Source organism: Pseudomonas sp. LB3P25, assembly GCF_054897985.1.
The window spans coordinates 4257724-4273260 of sequence record NZ_CM142711.1 but is presented as its reverse complement, the minus strand read 5'-3'; the positions used below and the strand labels follow the sequence as shown (position 1 = coordinate 4273260).

Annotated in this window: 12 protein-coding genes and 2 riboswitches; of the genes, 4 read left to right on the top strand and 8 right to left on the bottom strand. The window is 59.7% G+C overall.

Features of this window, described 5'->3' with window-relative positions; translation table 11 throughout:
• Positions 1-60 precede the first annotated feature (60 nt).
• Positions 61-555 carry a DUF934 domain-containing protein gene (locus ACYZTW_RS19450; RefSeq protein WP_462001374.1) on the bottom strand — a complete coding sequence of 165 codons (495 nt, stop codon included), beginning with the start codon at positions 553-555 and terminating at the stop codon, positions 61-63.
• The gene (locus ACYZTW_RS19445) at positions 539-2197 is read right to left on the bottom strand and encodes a nitrite/sulfite reductase (RefSeq protein WP_462001373.1); all 1659 of its coding nucleotides are present in this window, start codon (positions 2195-2197) and stop codon (positions 539-541) included. The genes ACYZTW_RS19450 and ACYZTW_RS19445 overlap by 17 nt, the downstream gene beginning before the upstream one ends.
• 523 nt (positions 2198-2720) lie before the next feature.
• On the opposite strand from ACYZTW_RS19445, the gene ACYZTW_RS19440 reads away from it, so the two are divergent.
• Positions 2721-3794: an ABC transporter substrate-binding protein gene (locus ACYZTW_RS19440; protein WP_462001372.1), complete on the top strand. Its 1074-nt coding sequence runs from the start codon at positions 2721-2723 to the stop codon at positions 3792-3794.
• On the opposite strand, the gene ACYZTW_RS19435 is transcribed toward ACYZTW_RS19440, so the two are convergent.
• Together ACYZTW_RS19435 and metH are read right to left on the bottom strand one after the other, a co-directional pair.
• On the bottom strand, positions 3791-4009 hold the full coding sequence (locus ACYZTW_RS19435) for a DUF2970 domain-containing protein (RefSeq protein ID WP_462001371.1): 219 nt from the start codon (positions 4007-4009) through the stop codon (positions 3791-3793). The genes ACYZTW_RS19440 and ACYZTW_RS19435 overlap by 4 nt on opposite strands.
• Positions 4010-4180: 171 nt before the next feature.
• Entirely contained in the window at positions 4181-7891 is a 3711-nt protein-coding gene (gene metH, locus ACYZTW_RS19430) for a methionine synthase (RefSeq protein ID WP_462001370.1), read from the bottom strand.
• Between the two features lie 155 nt (positions 7892-8046).
• On the opposite strand from metH, the gene ACYZTW_RS19425 reads away from it, so the two are divergent.
• Positions 8047-10341 carry a fatty acid cis/trans isomerase gene (locus ACYZTW_RS19425; RefSeq protein ID WP_462001369.1) on the top strand — a complete coding sequence of 765 codons (2295 nt, stop codon included), beginning with the start codon at positions 8047-8049 and terminating at the stop codon, positions 10339-10341.
• 238 nt (positions 10342-10579) lie between these two features.
• A complete protein-coding gene (gene nfuA, locus ACYZTW_RS19420; protein WP_462001368.1) occupies positions 10580-11164 on the top strand; it encodes a Fe-S biogenesis protein NfuA in 585 nt (194 codons plus the stop codon).
• Positions 11165-11393: 229 nt separating this feature from the next.
• Here the strand turns inward: nfuA and cobM are convergent, their stop codons facing one another.
• From cobM to ACYZTW_RS19400, 4 genes are all read right to left on the bottom strand, one after another.
• A complete protein-coding gene (gene cobM / locus ACYZTW_RS19415) occupies positions 11394-12140 on the bottom strand; it encodes a precorrin-4 C(11)-methyltransferase (RefSeq protein ID WP_462001367.1) in 747 nt (248 codons plus the stop codon).
• Between the two features lie 83 nt (positions 12141-12223).
• Positions 12224-12637, bottom strand: a complete 414-nt coding sequence (locus tag ACYZTW_RS19410) for a cobalamin biosynthesis protein (RefSeq protein ID WP_462001366.1) — start codon at positions 12635-12637, stop codon at positions 12224-12226.
• Positions 12634-13341, bottom strand: a complete 708-nt coding sequence (locus ACYZTW_RS19405; protein WP_462001365.1) for a CbtA family protein — start codon at positions 13339-13341, stop codon at positions 12634-12636. The genes ACYZTW_RS19410 and ACYZTW_RS19405 overlap by 4 nt, the downstream gene beginning before the upstream one ends.
• 11 nt (positions 13342-13352) lie before the next feature.
• Entirely contained in the window at positions 13353-13556 is a 204-nt protein-coding gene (locus ACYZTW_RS19400; RefSeq protein ID WP_223513157.1) for a CbtB domain-containing protein, read from the bottom strand.
• Between the two features lie 120 nt (positions 13557-13676).
• Positions 13677-13905: riboswitch (cobalamin riboswitch) on the bottom strand.
• Positions 13906-14156: 251 nt separating this feature from the next.
• Positions 14157-14371: riboswitch (cobalamin riboswitch) on the top strand.
• A 102-nt stretch (positions 14372-14473) separates the two neighbouring features.
• Between ACYZTW_RS19400 and cobW the strand changes: the two genes are divergently transcribed.
• Positions 14474-15535: a cobalamin biosynthesis protein CobW gene (gene cobW, locus ACYZTW_RS19395; RefSeq protein ID WP_462001364.1), complete on the top strand. Its 1062-nt coding sequence runs from the start codon at positions 14474-14476 to the stop codon at positions 15533-15535.
• Positions 15536-15537 lie beyond the last annotated feature (2 nt).

The following is a 15537-nucleotide window of genomic DNA, read 5'->3' as shown; positions in this document are numbered from 1 at the left end:
CGTGGCGTTCAGTACAAGGAGGGGGCCTTGAACCCCGCGAAGGGGTTCAAGGTTTGACGATCAGCGGCGACGGAACAGCGGCAGCGGTTCGTCGGTGGCGGCCTGATAGCTCACCGAGAAGTCCTTGAGTCCTTCAAGGGCTTCGTACGGGTCTTTATCGGCGCGAATGGCAAATGCGTCGAAACCGCAGCGATGCAGATAGAACAGCTGGTCGCGCAGCACATCACCAATCGCCCGCAGTTCGCCTTTGAAACCATAACGGTCACGCAGCAGGCGGGCGTTGGAGTAGTTGCGGCCATCGGTGAAGGCCGGGAAATTCAAGGCGATGACCTGGAAGTTCTCCACGTCCTCACCGATTTCCTCGGCTTCTTCATCGGCATCCAGCCACACACCCAGGCCGCCATCGCGGGCCTTGAGCATGCGACTGTGCTCACGCCACAGCTGCAGCGGGACGATCAGGTCGTCGCAGTTGCTGATCTCGTCGATGTTGAAGTCCTTGGGCAGCAAGTGCCAGGTTTCGTCGACGACCTCGTTGTTCTTAATTATTCGCTGCATAGACGCGCTCCTTGAAGAGGTCGATGCCAATACGCTGATAGGTGTCGATGAAACGCTCGTCTTCGGTACGTTGTTCGATGTACACGTCGATCAGCTTTTCAATTACATCAGGCATGGCTTCCTGGGCGAAAGACGGGCCGAGGATCTTGCCCAGGCTGGCGTCGCGACTCGCGCTGCCACCCAGGGACACCTGGTAGAACTCTTCGCCTTTCTTGTCCACCCCGAGGATGCCGATGTGGCCGACGTGGTGGTGACCACAGGCGTTCATGCAGCCGGAGATGTTCAGATCCAGCTCGCCGATATCGAACAGGTAATCCAGGTCCTCGAAACGACGCTGGATCGATTCGGCGATCGGGATCGACTTGGCGTTGGCCAGGGAGCAGAAGTCGCCGCCTGGGCAGCAGATGATGTCGGTCAGCAAGCCAATGTTTGGTGTGGCGAAACCTTGCTCGCGCAACTCGCCCCACATCGCGAACAGTTGGGACTGTTCAACGTCGGCCAGAATGATGTTCTGCTCGTGGGACGTACGCAGTTGGCCGAAGCTGTAACGATCGGCCAGGTCGGCCACGGCATCGAGCTGCTTGTCGGTGATGTCGCCGGGTGCAACGCCGGTCGGCTTCAGGGACAGGGTCACGGCCACATAACCCGGCTTTTTGTGAGCCAGGGTATTACGGGTGCGCCAGCGCGCGAAGCCTGGGTGCTGTTTGTCGAGCTCGGCCAGTTCAGCGGTCTGGTTGTCCAGTGCCTTATAGTCCGGGTCGACGAAATGTTTGGCGACGCGATGTAGTTCGGCGTCGGTCAACGTGGTCTGACCACCGCGAAGGTGTTCCATTTCCGCATCGACTTTTTGCGCGAAGACTTCAGGTGTCAGGGCCTTGACCAGAATCTTGATCCGCGCCTTGTACTTGTTGTCACGACGGCCGTAGCGGTTGTAGACCCGCAGGATGGCGTCGAGGTAGCTCAACAGGTCTTGCCACGGCAGGAATTCATTGATGAACGCGCCCACCACCGGGGTACGGCCCAGACCACCACCCACCAGCACACGGAAGCCCAGCTCGCCCGCGGCGTTGTGCACCGGCTCAAGACCGATGTCATGAACTTCGATGGCCGCACGGTCGGAAGTCGAACCGTTGATGGCGATCTTGAACTTGCGCGGCAAGTAAGCGAATTCAGGGTGGAACGTGGTCCATTGGCGGACGATCTCACACCATGGGCGCGGATCGATCAGTTCGTCGGCAGCGACACCGGCGAACTGGTCGGTGGTGACGTTGCGCAAGCAGTTGCCGCTGGTCTGGATCGCGTGCATCTGCACGGTCGCCAGTTCGGCAAGGATGTCCGGGATGTCTTCCAGCGCCGGCCAGTTGAACTGCACGTTCTGCCGGGTGCTGATGTGGGCATAGCCCTTGTCGTAGTCACGGGCAATCTTGGCCATCATTCGCGTCTGGCGCGAAGTCAGCTGGCCATAGGGTACCGCCACCCGCAACATCGGTGCGAAGCGCTGGATGTAAAGGCCATTTTGCAGGCGCAGAGGGCGGAATTCTTCTTCGCTCAGCTCGCCTGCCAGATAGCGTCGGGTCTGATCACGGAACTGCTTGACGCGGTCCTCGATGATCCGCTGATCGTACTCGTCGTATACGTACATATAAGTCCTGTTCTCAGGCTTGGGCCGGTCGGATCCAGTTGCGTTTTTCGCCTAGAAGTCTCCGATGCTGCCTCGGCAATTCTGCGCGCACGGCCGCGCACTCCCAACGGAGCCGGGGCAAGATACCAGTTTGCGGTTATGCGCAAAAGTGATGTTTGAGTATATGTAAAGAACCAAAACGACTAATGAAGGCCAATGAGGTAAAACACACATTTGTGGTGCGGGCAATCATCGTCTTAACTGTGCTCGAGTCTTTATGCAATCCCCGATAAAACCGACAAGAGGCGATGCAATGAGCAACCCTACCAAAACGTCAAAACCCGATAGCACGGTCGATGCTTGGGCCATTCTGTTCCTGATCATCCTGGTCGTGGGCACCGCGGTATTTTGGGTCAGCCATCAATAACCGACCCCGTCCGGGCCCCATTCCGACGATTGTCGGACAATAAACGGAATAAGCGCCGTTTTCCGGGACTTCGCTGGCTATAATGCGCGGCGAATTGCCGGGGGGCTCGGACGATCCATGTTGAAGTTTTTCTACTCATTCCTGCTGATGTGCGGCGCGGTTTACGGACCTGGTGCGCGCGCGGAATCGGTGTTGTTCCTGAATCCCGGGAAGACTGACGAAGCCTTCTGGATCAGCTATTCGCAATTCATGCACGCGGCCGCCACGGATCTGGGCATTGATCTGCGAATTCTCTATTCCCGGCGCATGCCGGAGCTCACGCTGGCGCAAGCCCGTCAGGCGCTGCAAGGCCCTGATCGTCCGGACTATCTGGTGTTCGCCAACGAACAGTACGTCGCCCCGCAGATCATTCGCCTGGCCCAGGGCAGCGGGGTGAAGTTGTTCATGGTCAACGCTGCGCTGACGGCCAATCAAATGAGCTTGCTGGGCGAGCACCCTGAACGCTTGGGCAGCCTGGTGCCCAACGACGAGGAGGGTGGCTACCTGATGCTCACGGAACTGATTCGTCAGCATCCCCCCGCCGCGCCCGGTCAGGTCGTCGAGTTGCTGGCGTTTTCCGGTCTGAAGATCACCCCTTCGGCGCAACTGCGCGAGCAAGGCATGATGCGGGCCTTGGCCGAACACCCGGAAGTGCGCTTGCGTCAGCTGGTTTACAGCGGCTGGACCCGGGAGCGGGCGTATGAACAGGCCAAACTGCTGTTCAAGCGTTATCCGAAGGTCTCCTTGGTGTGGTCCGCCAATGACGAAATGGCGTTTGGCGCCATGCAGGCGTATTCGGAGACGGGTGGGATACCCGGCAAGGATGCGTTGTTCAGTGCGGTCAACACCTCGCCGGCGGCGTTGCAGGCGATGGTCGACGGACGACTCAGCGTGCTGATGGGCGGGCACTTCACCTTGGGTGGCTGGGCACTGGTGGAGTTGCATGATCTTGAGCAGGGCGTGGATCTCAACCATTACGGCGGCCAAGACCTGCGAATCCCGTTGCTGCAACTGATCGACAAGGCTCAGGCCAAGCGATTACTGGCGATGGGTGAATCACCGGACTACGGTGTGAACTTCCGTCGACTTTCAGCCAAGGGCCGGCCGACGTCGTATCGCTATCCGTTCAGCCTGCAAACCTTGATGCGCTAAACCCCGGCCAGATGCACCACCAGTTGCACGATGCCGTACAGCGTCAGCGCGAACACCGCCGTGAACACAATCCCCAGGATCACGAAATGACTGGGCTTGCCGTGGGTGAAGTCCCGGGCCCGGTTCTTCCCGCTCTGCACCCCAAACGCTGCCGCCATGACGCTTTGCAGCATCTGCCAGAAAGTAGGCGGCTTGTTGTCGACTGGATCGTCCATATACCCCTCGTCACGTGTGTGTGAGAACTAAGCATAGACAATTGACGCAAATACTGTGGGAGCGAGCCTGCTCGCGAAGGGGCCATAACATTCAACATCTTCGTTGACTGTCACACCGACTTCGCGAGCAGGCTCGCTCCCACAGGGGACCTCTGTTGGGCCACAGTTTACTTAGTTGTCGTAACCCAGGTTCGGCGCCAGCCAGCGCTCGGTCACGCTCAACTCTTGACCTTTGCGCGACGTGTAGCTCTGTACCTGATCCTTGTCGATCTTGCCCACGGCAAAATACTGCGCCTGCGGATGAGCGAAGTACCAGCCGCTGACCGCTGCCGCCGGGAACATGGCGTAGTGTTCAGTGAGGAACACGCCGCTGCGGCCGGCTTTCATTTCCGAGGCCTCAGGGTCCAGCAACTTGAACAGCGTGGATTTCTCGGTGTGATCCGGGCAGGCCGGGTAGCCCGGGGCAGGGCGGATACCGGTATATTGCTCTTTGATCAACGCCTCGTTGTCGAGCGTCTCGTCCTTGGCGTAACCCCAGTAATCTTTACGGACCTGCTGGTGCAGCCACTCGGCGCAAGCCTCGGCCAGGCGGTCGGCCAGGGCCTTGACCATGATCGAGTTGTAGTCGTCGCCGGCATCCTGATAGGCCTTGGCCACTTCTTCGGCACCGATACCAGCAGTGGTGATGAAACCACCCACGTAGTCGGTCACTTCGCTGTCCTTCGGCGCAACAAAGTCGGCCAGAGAGAAGTTCGGTTTACCGTCAGTCTTGATGATCTGCTGACGCAGGTGATGCAGCTTGGCAATCGGCTTGCCGTCATCGCCATAGACTTCAATGTCATCCTCACGCACCTGGTTAGCCGGCCAGAAGCCGAACACCGCGCGGGCGCTGATGAGTTTTTCGTCGATCAGCTTGGCGAGCATTTCCTGGGCATCGGCGAACAGCGAGGTGGCGGCTTCACCGACTACTTCGTCCAGCAGAATGCGCGGGTACTTGCCGGCCAGGTCCCAGGAGATAAAAAACGGCGTCCAGTCGATGTATTCGGCCAGGACTTTCAGGTCGATGTTGTCCAGCACCTTGGCACCGGTAAACGTCGGTTTGACAGGCTCGTAGGAGCTCCAGTCGAACTGCGGCTTCTTGGCGATGGCCGCCGGGTAGCTCAGACGTTCGGTACGGGCGCTACGGTTGGCGGTACGCTCGCGGACGTCGATGTATTCCAGGCGGGTCTTCTCGACGAAAGCCGGTTTCAACTCCTTGGACAGCAACTGCGTCGCCACGCCTACGGCGCGGGAGGCGTCGGTCACGTAGATCACCGCATCATTGCTGTACTTCGGCTCGATCTTCACCGCCGTGTGGGCCTTGGAGGTGGTCGCGCCACCGATCATTAGCGGCAGATGGAAGTCCTGACGCTGCATCTCGCGGGCCACGTGGACCATTTCATCGAGCGACGGCGTGATCAGGCCGGACAAGCCGATGATGTCGCACTTCTGCTCCTTGGCCACTTGCAGGATTTTCTCCGCTGGCACCATCACGCCGAGGTCGACGATGTCGTAGCCGTTACAGCCCAGCACCACGCCGACGATGTTCTTGCCGATGTCGTGCACGTCGCCTTTTACCGTGGCCATGAGGATCTTGCCCTTGGCTTCCGGTTTGTCGCCCTTTTCCAGTTCGATGAACGGGATCAAGTGGGCCACGGCCTGCTTCATCACTCGGGCGGATTTCACCACCTGCGGCAGGAACATTTTGCCGGCGCCGAACAGGTCGCCGACGATGTTCATGCCGGACATCAACGGGCCTTCAATGACTTCGATCGGCCGGGCGAACGACTGACGGGATTCTTCGGTGTCTTCAACAATGTGGGTAGTGATGCCTTTGACCAGCGCATGCTCCAGACGCTTGTTGACGTCCCAGCCGCGCCATTCTTCGGTCTCGGCTTCCTTGACGCTACCGTCGCCCTTGTACTTGTCGGCAATGGCGAGGAGGGCGTCGGTGCCTTCCGGGGTGCGGTTGAGCACCACGTCTTCAACGGCGTCACGCAGTTCGGCCGGGATCTGGTCGTAGATCTCCAGCTGACCGGCGTTGACGATACCCATGGTCAGGCCGTTGCGGATCGCATACAGCAGGAACACCGAGTGGATCGCCTCGCGCACCGGGTTGTTGCCACGGAACGAGAACGACACGTTGGACACGCCACCGGAGGTCAGCGCGTATGGCAGTTCGTCGCGGATGTAGGCACAGGCGTTGATGAAGTCCACAGCGTAGTTGTTGTGTTCTTCGATGCCGGTGGCCACGGCGAAGATGTTCGGGTCAAAGATGATGTCTTCCGGCGGGAAGCCGACTTCGTTGACCAGAATGTCGTAGGAGCGTTTGCAGATTTCTTTCTTGCGCGCTTCGGTGTCGGCCTGGCCGGCTTCGTCGAAGGCCATCACCACCACGGCGGCGCCGTAGCGCTTGCACAGTTTGGCGTGATGAATGAACTGCTCGACGCCTTCCTTCATGCTGATCGAGTTGACGATGCCCTTGCCTTGGATGCACTTGAGGCCGGCTTCGATCACTTCCCACTTGGAGGAGTCGATCATGATCGGTACGCGGGAGATGTCCGGCTCACCGGCAATCAGGTTGAGGAAGGTCACCATGGCCTTCTTCGAATCGAGCATCCCTTCGTCCATGTTGATGTCGATCACCTGGGCGCCGGCTTCGACCTGTTGCAGGGCGACTTCCAGGGCTTCGGTGTAGTTGTCTTCACGGATCAAACGGGCAAATTTGGCGGAGCCGGTGATGTTGGTCCGCTCGCCGACGTTGATGAACAACGAGTTGCGATCGATGGTGAACGGTTCCAGGCCCGAGAGGCGGCAGGCCTTCGGAATGTCCGGGATTTCACGCGGCGCATAACCGGCCACGGCTTTGGCGATGGCTTCGATGTGGCCCGGCGTGGTGCCGCAGCAGCCACCGACTATGTTCAGGAAACCACTTTGGGCAAATTCTTCGATGACCTTGGCCGTTTCCGACGGCAGCTCGTCGTACTCACCGAACTCGTTCGGCAGACCGGCGTTCGGGTGCGCGGAGACGTGGGTGCTGGCCTTGTTCGACAGTTCTTCCAGGTACGGGCGCAATTCGCTGGCGCCGAGGGCGCAGTTCAGGCCGACCGAGATGGGCTTGGCGTGGGCCACGGAGTTCCAGAAGGCTTCGGTGGTCTGGCCGGAGAGCGTACGGCCGGAGGCATCGGTGATGGTGCCGGAGATCATGATCGGCAATTCGACGCCGAGTTCTTCGTAAACACCTTGTACCGCGAAGATCGCCGCTTTGGCGTTCAGGGTGTCGAAAATGGTTTCGATCAGGATCAGGTCAGCGCCGCCTTCGATCAGGCCTTTGGTGGCCTCGGTGTAGTTTTCCACCAGTTCATCGAAGGTCACGTTGCGGTAGCCGGGGTTGTTCACGTCAGGCGACAGCGAGCAGGTGCGACTTGTAGGACCGAGCACGCCCGCGACGAAGCGCGGCTTGTCTGGGGTTTCCAGGGTCTTGGCGTCTGCAACCTTACGCGCCAGACGCGCGCCTTCTACGTTTAGCTCGTACGCCAGGCCTTGCATGCCGTAGTCTGCCTGGGACACTTGGGTGGCATTGAAAGTGTTGGTTTCCAGAATGTCGGCGCCGGCATCCAGGTAGGCTTTTTCGATGGCGCCAATCACATCCGGGCGCGTCAGGATCAACAGGTCGTTGTTACCCTTGACGTCACTTGGCCAGTCGGCGAAGCGTTTGCCGCGGTAATCCTGCTCCTCGAGCTGGTAGCTCTGGATCATCGTGCCCATGCCGCCATCGAGAATCAGGATGCGCTCTTTGAGGGCGTGCTTGAGAGCTTGAAGGCGAACACTGCGATCGGACATTTGGACTACTCGGAAAGACCATGACGAAGGGCCGGGATAATAGCAAACCTGTGCGGTATTAGAGCATGTCCCGGTTTTGCATGAATATCGCTCATGTTGATGCAGGGGTCAGACCGGTAGAATCGCGGCGTTTTTTCATGATCGGTACCAGGGATATGTCTTATCGCGTCATCAGCATTGTTTTGCTGTTTTTAAGCTGGGGCGCCGCTGCGCAGGATTCGGCCATTTCCTCTGCCATTTCCTACAGCCGCGACATCCAACCGATCTTCACCGAAAAGTGTGTGGCCTGCCATGCCTGCTATGACTCCGCTTGTCAGCTCAATCTGGGCAGTGGCGAAGGGGCTGCTCGTGGCGCGACCAAGATCCCGGTCTACGATGGCGAACGCCGCCAGGCTGCCGCGCCGACCCGGCTGTTTTATGACGCCTTCGGCAAACGTGCCTGGCAGCAAAAGGACTTCTATTCGGTGCTCGACGCTCAGGGCAGTCAGGCCGCATTGATGGCGCGGATGCTTGAGCTGGGCCACAAAACCCCTTTGCAACCCAATGCCAAGTTGCCAGAAGAGATCGTTCTGGACCTGAACCGGGAAAACATGTGCGCCATGCCGGCCGAGTTCGACGGCTACGCGAAATCACATCCCAAAGAGGGCATGCCGCTGGCGGTCACCGGCCTGACCGATCAGCAGTACCAGACGCTGCAACGCTGGCTGGCGTCCGGCGCGCCGATTGACGAGCAAGGTCTTGTGCCAAGCGCCAAAGAAGCGTTGCAGGTGGTGCAGTGGGAAAACCTGCTCGACTCACCGGGCGCACGTCAAAGCCTGGTGGGGCGCTGGTTGTTCGAGCATTGGTTTCTCGCTCACCTCTATTTCAAGGACGGCGAGCCGGGGCATTTTTTTCAGTGGGTACGTTCGCGCACGCCGACTGGCCAGCCTATCGATCTGATCAATACACGCCGCCCGAATGACGACCCGGGCACTCAGGTGTATTACCGCTTGTGGCCGGTGCAAGGCGTGATTGTGCACAAGACCCACATCACCTACCCGCTGAGTGCGGCGAAGATGGCTCGGATCAAAAGCCTCTTCTATAACGGCAACTGGCAGGTCAACGCCTTGCCGGGTTACGGGCCGGAGCGTCGGGCCAATCCGTTCACCACGTTCGAGGCGATCCCGGCCCAGGCGCGTTATCAATTCATGCTCGATAACGCCGAATACTTCGTCCGTACCTTCATTCGCGGCCCGGTGTGCCGCGGCCAGATCGCCACCGACGTGATCCGCGATAACTTTTGGGCACTGTTCCAGGCGCCTGAGCACGATCTCTACATCATTGATCCGAAATATCGCGGCCAGGCCACGCCGTTGCTGGCGATGCCGGGGCAGAACGACGATGTCGGCAGTGTCCTGAGCCTGTGGCATGACTACCGCAACAAGCGTAACGAGTACGAGGCGCTGCGCCGTGACAGTTACGCCGAGCTGCCTGCGCCGAGCTGGTCAACCTTGTGGGCCGGCAACGATAATGCGCTGCTGACGATCTTCCGGCATTTCGACAGTGCCTCGGTGAACAAAGGCCTGATCGGTGACGTGCCGCAAACGATGTGGCTGTTCGACTTTCCGCTGCTGGAGCGCACGTATTACCAGTTGGCGGTCAACTTCGACGTGTTCGGCAACGTCTCCCATCAGGCGCAAACGCGCCTGTACTTTGACCTGATCCGCAACGGCGCCGAGCAGAACTTCCTGCGCTTGATGCCCGCCGACTCGCGCGACGACTATCTCGACGATTGGTACCAGAGCGGCGGCAAGTTCAAGATGTGGCTGGATTACGAGGCCATCGATAACGACAAAGAGACAGCGTTGGTACTGGACGCAAAGGACCCGAAACGCGATTTCGCCATGCAGTTACTCACCCGTTACGGCGACCTCAACGCCAAGCCTGATCCGATCAACCGTTGTGACGACGCTTATTGCTCGCGGCCGAACATCGATCTAGCCTTGCAGAGCGCCGAGCAGGCGTTGAGTCGCCTGACTTCGCGTCCGGCGGCCGGGTTGAAAGTCATCGATCAGTTGCCTGAGGCCACCCTGCTGCGCATCGAAACCGCGAGCGGCAAGCGCGAGGTCTACAGCCTGCTGCGCAACCGTGCTCACAGCAACGTGGCGTTCCTGCTGGGTGAATCGCTGCGCTATCAGCCTGGACTCGACACGATCACCATTTTTCCGGGCGTGCTCAGCAGTTATCCGAACTTCATGTTCAACATTCCGGCCGAACAAGTGCCTGAGTTCGTGGACGAGATGGAAAACGCCAAGGACGCCAATCGCTTCGAGAAAATCGTCGAGCGCTGGGGTATTCGCCGCAGCCATCCGCATTTCTGGTTCTACTTCCATGACTTGAGCCGGTACGTCCACGAGACCGATCCGGTGGAAGAGGGCGTGCTGGACATGAACCGGTACGAGAATCTTTGATCGAAAGCCTGAACACGCACCGCCGAACCCCTGTAGGAGCGAAGCTTGCTCGCGAAAGGGTGCTGACATTCAGCATAGATGTCGACTATCAGACCGCTTTCGCGAGCAAGCTTCGCTTCTACAGGGATTGCGGTGATCAGATGTTCATCGACAGGCGCATCTTTCCCGACAAAAATACTAGGACTTTGTACGGCGCGATGATTGGCGTAAACTGCGCCCAAGCCTGCGAGGAGTTTCCATGACCGCTATTACCATTACCGACGCCGCCCACGATTATCTGGCTGATCTGCTCTCCAAGCAGAACACCCCAGGCATCGGCATCCGCGTCTTTATCACCCAGCCTGGCACTCAGTACGCCGAAACCTGCATTGCTTACTGCAAGCCGGGCGAAGAAAAACCTGAAGACACGGCGCTGGGGCTGAAAAGCTTCACCGCTTACATCGACTCGTTCAGCGAAGCTTTCCTGGACGATGCGATCGTCGACTACGCCACCGACCGCATGGGCGGCCAGCTCACCATCAAGGCGCCAAACGCCAAAGTACCGATGGTCAGCGCCGACAGCCCGGTCAACGAGCGTATCAACTATTACCTGCAAACCGAGATCAACCCGGGGCTGGCCAGCCACGGCGGTCAGGTCAGCCTGATCGATGTGGTCGAAGACGGCATCGCCGTGCTGAAGTTCGGCGGCGGTTGCCAGGGCTGCGGCCAGGCAGACGTCACCTTGCGTGAAGGCATCGAGCGCACCTTGCTCGAGCGCATTCCCGAGCTCAAGGGTGTTCGTGACGTCACTGACCACACGCAGAAAGAAAACGCCTACTACTAAGTAAGGTGTTCGCTGCAAACAAAAAAAAACGGCGCCCCGTGAGCGCCGTTTTTTTATGGGCAATTGATAACCTGTGAGTGAAGGGGTTTACCTGTGGTGAGGGGATTTATCCCCGTTCGGCGGCGAAGCCGTCGCTAAACCTGCTTGCTGGGTATGCCTGAAAGAATGCAGAGGGTCCGCTTCGCGGCCCAACGGGGATAAATCCCCTCGCCACAGGGTTGTGTTTGGCTCAGGGTCTGTAGAGATGCGCGTGCCCCGCGCGATACAGCGATGATTCACTGAAGTGATCACTGCCCAACACTCGGCCCACCAAAATCAACGCCGTGCGCCGAAATCCCTTGGCCTCAACCTTCTCGGCAATATCCGCCAACGTCCCCACCACCCAATCCTGATCCGGCCAGGTCGCCCGGTGAATCACCGCGATCGGGCAATCCGCGCCGTAATGCGGCAGCAATTCGGCCAGGATTTTCTCCAGATGCTTGACCCCCAGATGAATCGCCATGGTCGCCCCGTGCTGCGCCAGGCTGCCAAGCTCTTCGCCGGCGGGCATCGCGGTCTTGTCGGCGTAGCGGGTCAGGATCACGCTTTGCGACACGTCCGGTAACGTCAGTTCGGCGCCCAATAGTGCCGCGCAGGCCGCCGTGGCCGTGACGCCGGGAATGATTTCAAACGGGATGTCGAGTTCGCGCAGGTAGCGAATCTGCTCGCCAATGGCACCGTAAAGACTCGGGTCGCCGGAATGCACCCGGGCCACGTCCTGGTCATTGGCATGGGCGGTCTTGAACAGTTCGATGATCTGTTCCAGGTGCAGTTCGGCACTGTTGACCACCTGTTCGGCGCGATGGCCTTCCAGCACGGCGGCGGGCACCAGGGAGCCGGCATAGATGATCACCGGGCAGCTGCGAATCAGCCGTTGGCCTTTGACGGTGATCAGTTCCGGGTCGCCGGGACCTGCGCCAATGAAGTAGACGGTCATCGTCGGTTCCTGTGAGAAAAAGGGGCTGGGCAAGGCTCCAGATGAAGATTGCTCATGATCGAAGGCGGGGATTATCGAGGATTTTAGGCGGCGCCGGCCAATGCCAAGGTGGCCTGGGCATATTTTTGTCGGCAAATCAGCAATTTTGCCGGTGCCTGGGCCAACTGTTCGGCCAAGGCCAGGGCGGCACTTTCCGCGACGCCGTAGCAGCCGGTGCGTTCGAACGCGATGTCTGAACGATGGCTAAGTTGCGGTTGATAGACGGACAATTGTTCGCAGCTGAAATACTGCAAGGGTAACGCAAGCTGTTCGGCCAATTCGATCAGGCCAGGTTCTTCGCGCTTCAGGTCGATGCTGGCCAGGGCCTTGATCTGGTGAAGTTCGATTTTATGAGCCTGTAACGCCTGATCGAGCAGCGCCCGCAGCGTACTGACGGGGCAGCCGCGCTGGCAGCCCAGGCCGACCACCAGGGGCGGCGCTGCGCTGGTGTCACTCATGCGTGGTACTGACCATCGCTTTTGCGGCGGAACAACCAGGCACTGATCAGGCCCAGGGCCAGCCAGAATCCCATGTTGGTCAGCTGCGAAGCGATTTTGAACTGAGTTTCCAGGGCTTGCGGAGCGAGCATCGAGTGGACTTCCGGTTGTGGTGCGCCGATCACATGAGGAACAGCCAGAATGGCCACGCCGAGCACTTTCATCAGCCAGTGACGGCTGAACACGATCAATGCGATGCCGACCGCGGTGGAGGCAGCTGTGCCTATCCACCAGATTTGCCGTTGCGCCAAATCAGCAGCGGCAGTGCCCGGCAACTCAGGCGGCAGACCGAGGGTCGGTGCCAGCACGAACGTCGCGTAACCGGCCAGGCCCCAGAGCAGACCTTGGGAGGTTTTGGTCGGAGCGCGCAAGGTATAGAGGCCGGCGAGCATCAGCGCGAAACCGACCGCTACCACCAGGTTGCCGCCCGTGGTGGACAGCACGCGCTGCCAGCCGTCTTCCGGTTCCCAGGCTTCAGCATCGTGAGTGTGAGCGGCGACAGCACCCGCGGCGTGTTCGTGAATCTCAACAGCGGCGGGCTCGGATTTTTCGTAAGTCTCAGCCTGCAGAATCAGCGGAGCCACCCAGAAGCTTTGCAGCAAGGTCAGCAGCAGGGCGGCCAGGAGCCCGGTGAACCCTGCGGTTTGCGCAATACGCTTGATCATGTCGGCAGGTCTCAATGGCACGGGAACGCAGAGCTGTGGCGGGTATCGTGCGCGGCATTGTGCACCGCTTCGATGTGCGAGAAACCGGCGAAATACACAAGGCTAGCGCCAAGGATCGACGCACACACGGCGGCGGTCAGGCGTTGAGTCAGGGTCGTGGTAGTGCTGGCGGTGCTCTTATCAGTGTTGCTGCCGGTGCTGCTAATGATCGACATGGCGCTTCCCTCTGGTCTGTCAGGGGGTGAATAGAGCGCATGGAAGACCCCTGCGAATCGGGATCGCAGAGGTTCAAACAGCGCCCGCCCACCGCGGGTTTGTTATTCAGTGATCGTAATGGTCACTTTGTGTTGCGGGCCGGTCTCCGGGCTCACGAGGGGCACTGGCTTTCGCCTTGACCTGCAAGCATCACCTTCCCATGCCGAACTGCTGGCACAGTGGATCTGACGCTTCGCTCGCTTACCGTTGCGGGGGCAGCACCGGACTGACATGACTTTAGAGTAAAGCACATGATTCACCGGTTTCCCGTTTCACCCTGTGAAGGGCACCCGTAACAAGGCGTGTAGGAGAGCATGGGCGGGGGTTGGGCGTCAATTGGCATGGGTTCTCAACTCTGTGGTGAGGTGGATATCTGCGGTGAGGGTATTTATCTGTGGCGAGGGGATTTATCCCCGTTGGGCTGCGAAGCGGCCCCCTGCATTCTTCAGGCTTACCCCGCAAACAGGTCTTGCGACGGCTTCGCCGCCGAACGGGGATAAATCCCCTCGCCACAGGGATCGCAATCAACTTCTGAACATTGACCCGCCCCCACACGATGCGTAGCCTTGCGCTTTCGAGGTTCTTCGGCGTCTGCCGAAGCTAAGAAGGGAACGCGGTCGATGCCGCGGCTGCCCCCGCAACTGTGAACGGTGATGTTCGCTGCCACGCCACTGCAAACCCTGTGCAACGGGTTCGCGGGAAGGCGCAGCGAATGCCAGGCCCACAAGCCCGGCAAACCGTCAGCCAGGAGACCTGCCTCGACACAGATTCTCACTTTCAACCGGGCGGGGTGATCCGGTGGCGAACTGTTCAGGCACGCGCGTCCGCGTTGCCGGTCGTCGTCCCGTATGCCCGCCACCTTGCCAAAGGGCATCCGATGAAAACATTGGCCAAACTCCCCGTCACCATCGTTACCGGCTTCCTCGGCTCGGGCAAAACCACCTTGCTGCGGCACATGCTCGACAACGCTCAGGGCCGCCGCATTGCGGTGATCGTCAACGAGTTCGGCGAGCTGGGCATCGACGGTGAAATTCTCAAGCAGTGCTCCATCGGCTGCACTGAAGAAGAAGCCAACGGCCGCGTATACGAATTGGCCAACGGCTGCCTGTGCTGCACCGTCCAAGAAGAATTCTTCCCGGTGATGCGCGAATTGGTGGCCCGTCGCGGCGACCTCGACCACATCCTCATCGAAACCTCCGGCCTGGCCCTGCCAAAACCGCTGGTGCAAGCCTTCCAGTGGCCGGAAATCCGCAGCGCCTGCACCGTTGATGCGGTCATCACCGTGGTCGACAGCCCAGCGGTCGCCGCTGGCACCTTCGCGGCTTTCCCGGACCAGGTCGATGCCCAGCGCAAACTCGACCCCAACCTGGACCACGAATCGCCGCTGCACGAACTGTTCGCCGACCAACTGGCCAGCGCCGACCTGGTGATTCTCAACAAGGCCGACCTGATCAGCCCTGAAGACCTGGCCCGTGTACGCCTGGAAGTCGCTGAAGAGCTGCCGCCCGCGGTGAAAGTCATCGAAGCCAGCAGCGGTCGTCTGCCACTGGACGTGCTGATCGGTCTCGGCGCCGGTTCCGAAGAACACATCGACAGCCGTCACAGCCATCACGATCACCACCATGAAGGCGAAGACGATCACGACCACGATGCTTTTGATTCGATTTCCATCGAACTGCCGTCAGCCGACGAAAGCCTGCTGCTGGACGCGCTGACCCAATTGGTGGTCCAGCACGGCATCCTGCGCGTCAAAGGTTTTGCGGCGATCCCGAACAAACCGATGCGCCTGCTGATCCAGGGCGTGGGCACGCGTTTCGACAAACACTTTGACCGTCAGTGGGGCGCCGATGAAGCGCGCACCACGCGCCTGGTGTTGATCGGCCAGGAATTGGACGCCGCGCTGCTCGAAACGCAATTGCGCGCTGCGCTCAGCGTTTAAGC

Bases quoted from the DNA above. Each gene is read 5' to 3' on its own strand.
- ACYZTW_RS19450 (WP_462001374.1), bottom strand. From the start codon at position 555: ATGCAGCGAATAATTAAGAACAACGAGGTCGTCGACGAAACCTGGCAC.
- ACYZTW_RS19445 (WP_462001373.1), bottom strand. From the start codon at position 2,197: ATGTACGTATACGACGAGTACGATCAGCGGATCATCGAGGACCGCGTC.
- ACYZTW_RS19440 (WP_462001372.1), top strand. From the start codon at position 2,721: ATGTTGAAGTTTTTCTACTCATTCCTGCTGATGTGCGGCGCGGTTTAC.
- ACYZTW_RS19435 (WP_462001371.1), bottom strand. From the start codon at position 4,009: ATGGACGATCCAGTCGACAACAAGCCGCCTACTTTCTGGCAGATGCTG.
- metH (WP_462001370.1), bottom strand. From the start codon at position 7,891: ATGTCCGATCGCAGTGTTCGCCTTCAAGCTCTCAAGCACGCCCTCAAA.
- ACYZTW_RS19425 (WP_462001369.1), top strand. From the start codon at position 8,047: ATGTCTTATCGCGTCATCAGCATTGTTTTGCTGTTTTTAAGCTGGGGC.
- nfuA (WP_462001368.1), top strand. From the start codon at position 10,580: ATGACCGCTATTACCATTACCGACGCCGCCCACGATTATCTGGCTGAT.
- cobM (WP_462001367.1), bottom strand. From the start codon at position 12,140: ATGACCGTCTACTTCATTGGCGCAGGTCCCGGCGACCCGGAACTGATC.
- ACYZTW_RS19410 (WP_462001366.1), bottom strand. From the start codon at position 12,637: ATGAGTGACACCAGCGCAGCGCCGCCCCTGGTGGTCGGCCTGGGCTGC.
- ACYZTW_RS19405 (WP_462001365.1), bottom strand. From the start codon at position 13,341: ATGATCAAGCGTATTGCGCAAACCGCAGGGTTCACCGGGCTCCTGGCC.
- ACYZTW_RS19400 (WP_223513157.1), bottom strand. From the start codon at position 13,556: ATGTCGATCATTAGCAGCACCGGCAGCAACACTGATAAGAGCACCGCC.
- cobW (WP_462001364.1), top strand. From the start codon at position 14,474: ATGAAAACATTGGCCAAACTCCCCGTCACCATCGTTACCGGCTTCCTC.